Raw genomic sequence first — 7,723 nt, forward strand, 5'->3', positions numbered from 1 at the left:
CAGCCGGGGCTGGCACGCGCCACCAATAGAAACCCCCTGATAGTCAGGGGGTTATCATCATGCTGTCAGCCAAGGCCTGGGCGCTAGATAACGGACGCCAGCTCGGCCCCCTGGCGGATGGCCCGCTTGGCGTCCAGCTCCGCCGCCACGTCGGCACCGCCTATGATGTGCACCGGCTTGCCCGCCGCCTGCAGACCGGCCTGCAGCTCCCGCAGGGGCTCTTGCCCGGCGCAGATGATCACCTGATCCACCGGCAGGCACTGCCTGGCCTCACCCACCTGGATGTGCAGCCCCTCGTCGTCGATGCGCAGGTACTGCACGCCGGAGAGCATCTGCACCTTGCGGTTCTTGAGCACGGTTCTGTGGATCCAGCCTGTGGTCTTGCCCAGGCCATCCCCCACCTTGCTCTCCTTGCGCTGGAGCAACCAGATCTGGCGCTCGGGAGCGTCTATCTCGGGCTTGATCAGGCCGCCGCGCTCACCCAGGCTCTTGTCGATGCCCCACTCCTTGAGCCAGTGATCGCGATGATGATCAGCGCTCCCCTCCGCCTTCTTCTCCACCAGGAACTCGGCCACGTCGAAGCCGATGCCGCCGGCCCCGATCACCGCCACTTTCTGGCCCACCGGCTTGCCATCGCGCAATACATCGAGGTAGTTCAATACCTTGGGATGCTCGATCCCTGGAATGTTGGGGGTGCGCGGGCGAATGCCGGTGGCGAGGATCACCTCGTCAAAACCGCCGCCAAGCAGGCTCTCGGCGCTCTGGCGCTGGCCGAGATAGAGCTCGACGCCGCACTTCTCCAGCCGCCTGGCGAAGTAGCGCAGGGTCTCGTGAAACTCCTCCTTGCCCGGGATCTGCTTGGCGAAGTTGAACTGGCCGCCTATGGTCGGCGCCTGATCGAACAGGCTCACCTGATGGCCACGCTCGGCGGCGTAGCAGGCGAATGCCAGCCCGGCCGGCCCGGCCCCCACCACCGCCAGCTTCTTGGGCTGGGGCACCCGGCCAAACGTCAGCTCGGTCTCGAAACAGGCGCGGGGATTGACCAGGCAGGAGGCGCGTTTTTGCTTGAACACGTGATCGAGGCAGGCCTGGTTGCAGGCGATGCAGGTGTTGATCTCGTCCGCCCGGTTCTCGGCCGCCTTGATGACAAACTCGGGGTCGGCCAGGAATGGGCGCGCCATGGAGACCATGTCCGCCTCCCCCTGCGCCAGGATGCGCTCGGCCACCTCTGGGGTGTTGATGCGGTTGGTGGTGATAAGTGGCACCTTGAGGTGCTTTTTCAGCTCGGCGGTCACCCAGCTGAAGGCGCCCCGCGGCACGCTGGTGGCTATGGTGGGGATGCGCGCCTCGTGCCAGCCGATGCCGGTGTTGATGAGGCTCACCCCGGCTTGCTCCAGCGCCTTCCCGAGCGCTATCACCTCCTCCAGGGAGGAGCCCTTCTCCACCAGATCCAGCATGGAGAGACGGAAGATGATGATGAAGTCGGTGCCGACCCGCTCGCGAATGGCCCGCACTATTTCCAGCGGGAAGCGCATGCGGTTTTCGCTGCTGCCGCCCCAGCCGTCGCTGCGCTGGTTGGTGCGCTCGCAGATGAACTGGTTGATGAGATAGCCTTCCGACCCCATCACCTCGACCCCGTCATAGCCGGCGGCCTTGGCCAGTGCCGCGGTCGAGGCAAAGTCCCGTATGGTGCCACGGATCTGCCGCTCGCTCATGGCTCGCGGCTTGAACGGAGAGATGGGAGCCCGGATGGCGCTCGGTGCCAGGCTGAACGGATGGTAGGCATAGCGGCCGGCATGGAGGATCTGCAGGGCTATCTTGCCCCCCTCCTGATGCACGGCGCTGGTCACCTTCTTGTGCTTGGCGACCTGCCAGGGGAAGCTGAGCTGGGAGCCATGGGGCACCAGGCGCCCCCGCAGATTCGGCGCTATGCCGCCGGTGACTATGAGGCCGACACCGCCGCGGGCGCGCTCGGCATAGAAGGCGGCCAGCTTGTCAAAGCCCCCCTTCTCCTCCTCGAGGCCGGTATGCATGGAGCCCATCAGCACACGGTTTTTTAGCTGGGTAAAGCCGAGATCCAGGGGAGTCAACAACGTTGGATAAAGGCTCATGATGTGGCTCCTTGCAAGACTGGGGCGCAGGGGATCGCGAGCACACTGCGACGCGAGGGGGCACAAGCTGACTCAAGAGGGATCGGCAACGTCGGGTAGCGGCTCACAGGGCCTCCAGTTAATTTTTTGTTATCAAATTGAGGCTAGAGTAAAGAATCGAAAATCCTTTTTCAAACAAATGTTTGGACATTTTTTCGGCGAACAGCCGTATCCCGAAGCCAGGGGGAGCGATCGCGGCCAAGCGAAAATGGCAATTGGCGGGTCAACTGGTTAATAATGCCCTTCTCTACCCATTAACAGGGCGTTAGCACGGCTATGTCTATTTTCAAAGGTCTGGGGTGGCTGTTTCGCAGCCTCTGGCGTCTGCTCAACTTTACCCGCTTGATGCTGGTCAATCTGCTGTTTCTCATCGTCGTGCTGGTCATCGCCTTCAGCCTCAACCAGAGCGAGACCCCCAGCACCCCCATAGAGGGCGCCCTCACCCTCAATCTCGCCGGCGTACTGGTGGAGCAGCGCACCCAAACAGATCCGACGGTGCAGCTGCTGAGACAGATGGAGAAAAGCGACGATCAGCCCAGTGAAATCGTCCTCTCCGACCTGCTGTGGGCCATCAAGAGCGCGGGAGATGACGATCGCATCAAGGCGCTGGTGATCAAGCCCCAGGGACTGCAGGGGGCCAGCCTCTCCAAGCTGCAGGAGGTGGCGAGCGCCATAGACGCATTCAAGGAGAGCGGCAAGCCGGTCATCGCCATGGCCGACTACTACAGCCAGGGCGCCTACCTGCTCGCCGCCCATGCCGATCACGTGCTGCTCAACCAGAGCGGCGCCGTGCTGATCGAAGGCTTTGGGGTCTACCAGACCTACTTCAAGTCGGCGCTGGAGAAGCTCAACGTCACCCCCCATGTGTTCAAGGTCGGCACCTACAAGTCCTTCGTCGAGCCCTATACCCGTGACGAGATGTCCCCCGAGAGCAAGGAGGCGAACCAGCGCTGGCTGGATCAGCTGTGGCAATCCTATGTCACCGACGTGGCCGAGCAGCGGGAGATAGAGCCGGATGCGGTCGCGCCAGACAAGGATCACTTCCTCGAGCTGCTGCGCAAGGCCGGTGGCAATGCCGCCAGCTACGCCCTCGACAACGGTCTGGTGGATCAGCTCGCCACCCGCGACGAGATGACCCAGGCGGTCATCAAGGAGGTGGGCGAGAGCGAGGATCACGGCTGGAAAGGGGTCGGCCTGAAAGAGTATCTGGCCGCCATCCCCGAGCAATATCCCCAGAGCGGCAAGGATGAGGTGGGTCTCATCACCGCCAGCGGCGCCATCATGGACGGGATCCAGCCGGCCGGCACCATAGGCGGTGACAGCCTCTCCGAGCTGCTGGCCGAGGCCCGCCGCGACGACCAGATCAAGGCCGTGGTACTGCGGGTCGACAGCCCGGGGGGGAGCGCCTTCGCCGCCGAGCAGATCCGTGCCGAGCTGCTGGCCCTGAAACAGGCGGGCAAGCCGGTGGTCATCTCCATGGGCAGCTACGCCGCCTCGGGGGGTTACTGGATCTCCGCCGATGCGGACAAGATCTTCGCCTCCCCCACCACACTCACCGGCTCCATCGGGGTGTTCGGCATGTTCGCCACCATCGACAAGGCGCTCTCCCAGTTCGGGGTGCACACCGACGGCGTCGGCACCACCGACTTCGTGGGGGTCGGGCTGACCCGCGCCCTGCCGGAGCACGTCGGTCAGGCCATCCAGCTGAGCGTGGAAGACACCTATCAGCGCTTCGTCGGTCTGGTCGGCAAGGGCCGTGGCCTGAGCCCGGAAGAGGCGGAGAAAGCCGCCGAAGGCCGGGTCTGGACAGGTCAGGATGCCAAGGAGCTGGGGCTGGTTGACGAGTTTGGTAACCTGGACGACGCCCTCAAGGCCGCCGCCGAGCTCGCCAACCTCAAGAGCTGGCAGGTCACCCCCATAGCGCCGGAAGAGTCGGCAAGGGACAAGTTCCTGCGCGAGCTGTTTGACAGCAGCGCCCAGGCGCTGGCCCCGCACCTGCAAAGCTGGCTGCCCGCAGGATTGGGCCAGGCGCTGGTGGAGATGAACCGCAGCCTGGACCCGCTGACCCGCTTCAATGACCCGCAAGGCACCTACGCCTTCTGCCCGGTCTGCGTGCCCTGAGACTGACAGTGTGCCGAAAACAAATAAACCGCCGAATGGCGGTTTATTTGTCTTGGTAACGCCTTGCTGTCAGCTCAGCAACCCGGCCTCTGCCCAGTGCTGCAACTCGGCCAGTACCCGGGTCTCCCGCACAGTCCACTGGGGGCAAGGGCCGGCCAGCTGGGTCTTGTTGGTCTGCAGGGCCTCTTCCAGGGCGAACCAGCCCGGGGTGAAGCCAAGACGTATCTCGTAGGGCTGGGGGTGCGGCTCGCACCAGTCCTCCCCCACCTGGCAGAGGTAATAGAAGGAGCGGATGCAGTAGGCGTCGTAGTCGGCCTCGCGGGCGGCGCGAAACTCCCGGGTCTGCCCGAGCAGCAGACCCACGGCCACCAGCTCGGCGCCGCACTCTTCCCGCAGCTCCCGGGCCAGGGCCGTATGGTGACACTCCCCCGCCTCTATGCCGCCCCCGGGGAACATGAGATCCCCGTTGACGCGAGAGTGCACCAGCAACAGTTCATCCCCGCGCATCACCACGGCCCTGACCGTGGTCCGCTCGAGCACCCTCCCCTCGCAGGGGACCTGACCATGGACGAGGCGGATGTCGAAGGCATGGGCCCACTCAAGGGCGCCGGATGGCAGCGGTATCATGGGGCCTGGTAGCTCCCTTGTCTGAGCGCGTCGACTATGGTGGCGGCCGCCTGATCCAGCCTCTCCTGCTGCTCCTTGCCGATGGCGTGGTAGATCCCGAGACGGGTGGACGAGACCTCGGGGGTCTCCTGAAACGACTCGCTCACCTTGCCCCACTGATAGGCCAGATCAAACGCCTTCTGCCCCATGTAGAGGGTGCTGAGGGCGGTGAGGATCCGGCTGTTGACCTTGTCCCCTTCCCCATAGAGGGAGAGGGCGTGATGCATCAGGGCGATGGCCTTCTGGGGCTCGCTCTTGGCATAGATGCCCCCCAGAGCCAGTTGCAACTCCGGCTCCTCGAGGGCGGGGGTGCCTTCCAGCGCCAGGAAGCTGGCACGGGCCGCTGGATTGGTGTTGTTGGTCCAGTGCCAGAGCAGCAGATAGGGATCCTGGGAGCCACGGGTCTGGGCATCCAGCTGCTCCAGCTGAGCGCCGGCGGCCAGCATGCCCTCCACCCTGGGGCTCTTCTGCTCGCGGGCCCGCTTGTATTCGATGTTGGTGGAGTGTTCGGCGCACTGGAGGTAGCGCTCCAGGTCACGCATCAGCTCGTATCTGTGCCTGTCCGTGCCCTCCTCTTGGAGGTAGTAGCGGGCGCGGATGACATCGCTGCGCTCATGGCGACACCAGCCGTCGTCCACCAGATCCGCACAGAGCGCCGGAGACTGGGTGCAGATGTTGTGGATCCTGTCGTCATCGCAGGCCATCAGCGTCAGACAACAGGCGAGGGGGAGCAGTAACGGACGCTGTGAGAATAGGGTCATGGTTCACATCTGGTTGGTAACAATCGCAACCCGCCCTGGCCACCGCCAACTAGCAAACAGGCTACATATCCATTACAATGCGCGCGCCGTATAAGGCCGCGACTGCAGAATAATATAACGAAACCGTCAGCCCTACACTGATCTGCATTCGACGAATTTCAATTTGCCCAGGCAACTTGCTTCAACAACGTGAAATAAAGGATCTGGTTAATGACCCACGAGCACTACTTGCAGGCGTGGCAGGAGAGCCAGGAGCTCGCCGAAGCCATGCAGCCCTTGATTGGTCGCCTCTACCGACAGCAAGGGATAGAAATCACCCTCTACGGGCGCCCCCTGCAGAACGCCTCCACCATCGACATCCTCAAGGCCCACAGGGTCGTTCGCCGCCACCAGGGCACTCCCCTCCCCATCCAGCAAAGCTTCCCCCTGCTCCAGGCCATGGTCGCCCTGAACCCGACCGCCGCCGAAGTGGATCTCGGCAAGCTGGCGGTGGGTTACTGGCAGGATCACCAGGATGACGCCGGCATAGACGACTACCTGCGCGCCAAGCTGGCCCCGGCCCTGAACCGCAATTCAGTGCCCGCCCCGACCGACGTGGTGCTCTACGGCTTTGGCCGCATCGGCCGCCTGCTGGCCAGGCTGCTGATCGAGCGCACCGGCGCCGCCAACTCCCTGCGTCTGCGCGCCATAGTCGTGCGTGGCGGTCGCGAGGGGGATCTGGAGAAACGCGCCAGCCTGCTGCGCCGCGACTCTGTGCACGGTCCCTTCAACGGCTCCATCGAGGTGGATAACGAGCGCAGCGCCATCATCGCCAATGGCACCTTCATCCAGGTGATCTATGCAAACAGCCCTGCCGACATCGACTACACCGCCTATGGCATCGACAATGCGCTGATCGTCGACAACACCGGGGTCTGGCGCGACGAGGCGGGTCTGTCCGAGCACCTCAAGGCGCGCGGCGCCGCCCGGGTGCTGCTGACCGCCCCCGGCAAGGGGGAGATGAAGAACGTGGTGTTCGGGGTCAACCACGAGGTGATAGGCCTGGATGACAAGATCATCTCTGCCGCCTCCTGCACCACCAACGCCATCACCCCCGTGCTCAAGGTGATGCAGGACAAGTACGGCATCCGCCACGGCCATGTGGAGACGGTGCACTCCTATACCAACGATCAGAACCTGATCGACAACTATCACAAGGGGGAGCGCCGCGGTCGCAGCGCAGCCCTCAACATGGTGATGACCAGCACAGGCGCCGCCAAGGCGGTGGCCAAGGCGCTGCCGGAGCTCAAGGGCAAGCTGACCGGCAACGCCATCCGGGTGCCGACCCCCAATGTGTCGCTGGCCATCATCAACCTGTCGCTGGAGCAGGCCACGGATCGGGAGAGCCTGAACGCCTATCTGCAGCAGATGGCGTTAAGCTCGGCCCTCCATCGCCAGATCGATTACAGCGCCAGCACAGAGCTGGTCTCCTCCGACATGGTGGGTTCGCGCTTCGCGGGCATAGTGGACTCCCAGGCCACCATAGCCGAGGGGGACCACTGCGTGCTTTACGTGTGGTATGACAACGAGTTCGGGTACAGTTGTCAGGTGGTGCGGGTGATGGAGCAGATGGCCGGCGTAGTCCGCCAGGATCTACCGGCATAGTCCGCCAGGATCGGCCCGCCAGATCCCTGTTTATGGCTCAATAGTTCAAGGAGAGGCCGGATGTCGTTTCAACAGGGTGAGTTTTTACAAGTGATAGGGCAGATGCCCAAAGAAGTGTACGAGCGGCTCAAGACCGCGGTCGAGCTGGGCAAGTGGCCGGACGGCCAGCCCCTCACCGAGGAGCAGAAGGCCACTTCCCTGCAGGCCGTGATGGCCTGGCAGGCGATGCACCTTGCCAATCCCGAGCACATGAACATAGGCCGCGACGGCGAGATCGTGATGAAGAGCAAGAGCGAGCTCAAACGCCAGTATCGTGATGAGGAAGAGATAGTGCGGATCGACCTCAGTCACTGAGCCTGACCCTACGAGGTAGCCCGCAGC

The 7,723-nt window shown here is 63.6% G+C and carries 6 protein-coding genes; 3 read left to right on the plus strand and 3 right to left on the minus strand.

Going from position 1 to position 7,723, the window contains the following annotated elements:
- Positions 1–83 precede the first annotated feature (83 nt).
- Positions 84–2,111 carry an oxidoreductase gene (locus ACF2JD_RS04750; protein ID WP_440986856.1) on the minus strand — a complete coding sequence of 676 codons (2,028 nt, stop codon included), beginning with the start codon at positions 2,109–2,111 and terminating at the stop codon, positions 84–86.
- Between the two features lie 315 nt (positions 2,112–2,426).
- Between ACF2JD_RS04750 and sppA the strand changes: the two genes are divergently transcribed.
- A complete protein-coding gene (gene sppA / locus ACF2JD_RS04755; RefSeq protein WP_440986857.1) occupies positions 2,427–4,271 on the plus strand; it encodes a signal peptide peptidase SppA in 1,845 nt (614 codons plus the stop codon).
- Positions 4,272–4,340: 69 nt separating this feature from the next.
- On the opposite strand, the gene ACF2JD_RS04760 is transcribed toward sppA, so the two are convergent.
- Together ACF2JD_RS04760 and ACF2JD_RS04765 are read right to left on the minus strand one after the other, a co-directional pair.
- On the minus strand, positions 4,341–4,898 hold the full coding sequence (locus tag ACF2JD_RS04760; protein WP_213345087.1) for an NUDIX domain-containing protein: 558 nt from the start codon (positions 4,896–4,898) through the stop codon (positions 4,341–4,343).
- Positions 4,895–5,698 (minus strand): DUF2989 domain-containing protein, encoded by an 804-nt coding sequence (locus ACF2JD_RS04765; protein ID WP_440986858.1) that lies wholly within the window; start codon positions 5,696–5,698, stop codon positions 4,895–4,897. The genes ACF2JD_RS04760 and ACF2JD_RS04765 overlap by 4 nt, the downstream gene beginning before the upstream one ends.
- A gap of 210 nt (positions 5,699–5,908) precedes the next feature.
- On the opposite strand from ACF2JD_RS04765, the gene ACF2JD_RS04770 reads away from it, so the two are divergent.
- Complete coding sequence (locus ACF2JD_RS04770) at positions 5,909–7,342, plus strand: glyceraldehyde-3-phosphate dehydrogenase (protein WP_440986859.1); 1,434 nt, start codon at positions 5,909–5,911, stop codon at positions 7,340–7,342.
- 60 nt (positions 7,343–7,402) lie between these two features.
- Positions 7,403–7,696 carry a DUF1315 family protein gene (locus ACF2JD_RS04775; RefSeq protein ID WP_440986860.1) on the plus strand — a complete coding sequence of 98 codons (294 nt, stop codon included), beginning with the start codon at positions 7,403–7,405 and terminating at the stop codon, positions 7,694–7,696.
- The last annotated feature ends 27 nt before the right edge of the window (positions 7,697–7,723 follow it).

Origin of the sequence: Aeromonas ichthyocola (genome assembly GCF_046087985.1) — a bacterium.
Taxonomy (GTDB): domain Bacteria; phylum Pseudomonadota; class Gammaproteobacteria; order Enterobacterales; family Aeromonadaceae; genus Aeromonas; species Aeromonas rivipollensis.

Coding starts and splice junctions, on each gene's coding strand:
- ACF2JD_RS04750 (WP_440986856.1), bottom strand. CDS start 2,111: ATGAGCCTTTATCCAACGTTGTTGACTCCCCTGGATCTCGGCTTTACC.
- sppA (WP_440986857.1), top strand. CDS start 2,427: ATGTCTATTTTCAAAGGTCTGGGGTGGCTGTTTCGCAGCCTCTGGCGT.
- ACF2JD_RS04760 (WP_213345087.1), bottom strand. CDS start 4,898: ATGATACCGCTGCCATCCGGCGCCCTTGAGTGGGCCCATGCCTTCGAC.
- ACF2JD_RS04765 (WP_440986858.1), bottom strand. CDS start 5,698: ATGACCCTATTCTCACAGCGTCCGTTACTGCTCCCCCTCGCCTGTTGT.
- ACF2JD_RS04770 (WP_440986859.1), top strand. CDS start 5,909: ATGACCCACGAGCACTACTTGCAGGCGTGGCAGGAGAGCCAGGAGCTC.
- ACF2JD_RS04775 (WP_440986860.1), top strand. CDS start 7,403: ATGTCGTTTCAACAGGGTGAGTTTTTACAAGTGATAGGGCAGATGCCC.